Source organism: Thermococcus sp. 21S7 (assembly GCF_012027615.1).
In the GTDB taxonomy this organism is placed as follows: domain Archaea; phylum Methanobacteriota_B; class Thermococci; order Thermococcales; family Thermococcaceae; genus Thermococcus.
In genome coordinates this window covers 1-385 of the sequence record NZ_SNUT01000037.1, presented here as the reverse complement: position 1 = coordinate 385, position 385 = coordinate 1, and the positions used below count along the sequence as shown (strand labels likewise).

Genomic DNA, 385 nt, shown 5'->3' with positions numbered 1-385 from the left:
ACAGAAAATGACAAAATTGAATGTTCTGGTGTTATTTATTCTATTTGCTAGTGGATATGCTTACATATGTTTGTTTGTCATTGGTACTTTTTATGTTTTTGAGTATCACGGGATATATTACGTATACGCTTTGACTATGTATTACTTGTTGCTTAACTTAATATTTAATAGACAAGGTGTAAGGCTTGCAAAAAGAATAATAGTCCTCATCACACTTGTATTTCTAGCGAATTTGTTTACTCATTACGAAATACCTTTAACTGTTACTGGAGGTCTGCTTCTTTACCTTTTTGCTGTCTACTGGTTGTCTAAAATTACCGATACTAAGGAATCAGCTTTTTTGAAGGATTTGAAGGTTTTAATAGCAGTATTTATGGTGCTAATA

At 31.4% G+C, this 385-nt stretch carries 1 protein-coding gene; it reads left to right on the top strand.

The window, feature by feature from the left end; genetic code table 11:
* Positions 1 to 130: 130 nt before the first annotated feature.
* Positions 131 to 385 (top strand): hypothetical protein (locus tag E3E51_RS13070; RefSeq protein ID WP_206204592.1); only part of this gene is annotated, 255 nt, incomplete at its 3' end.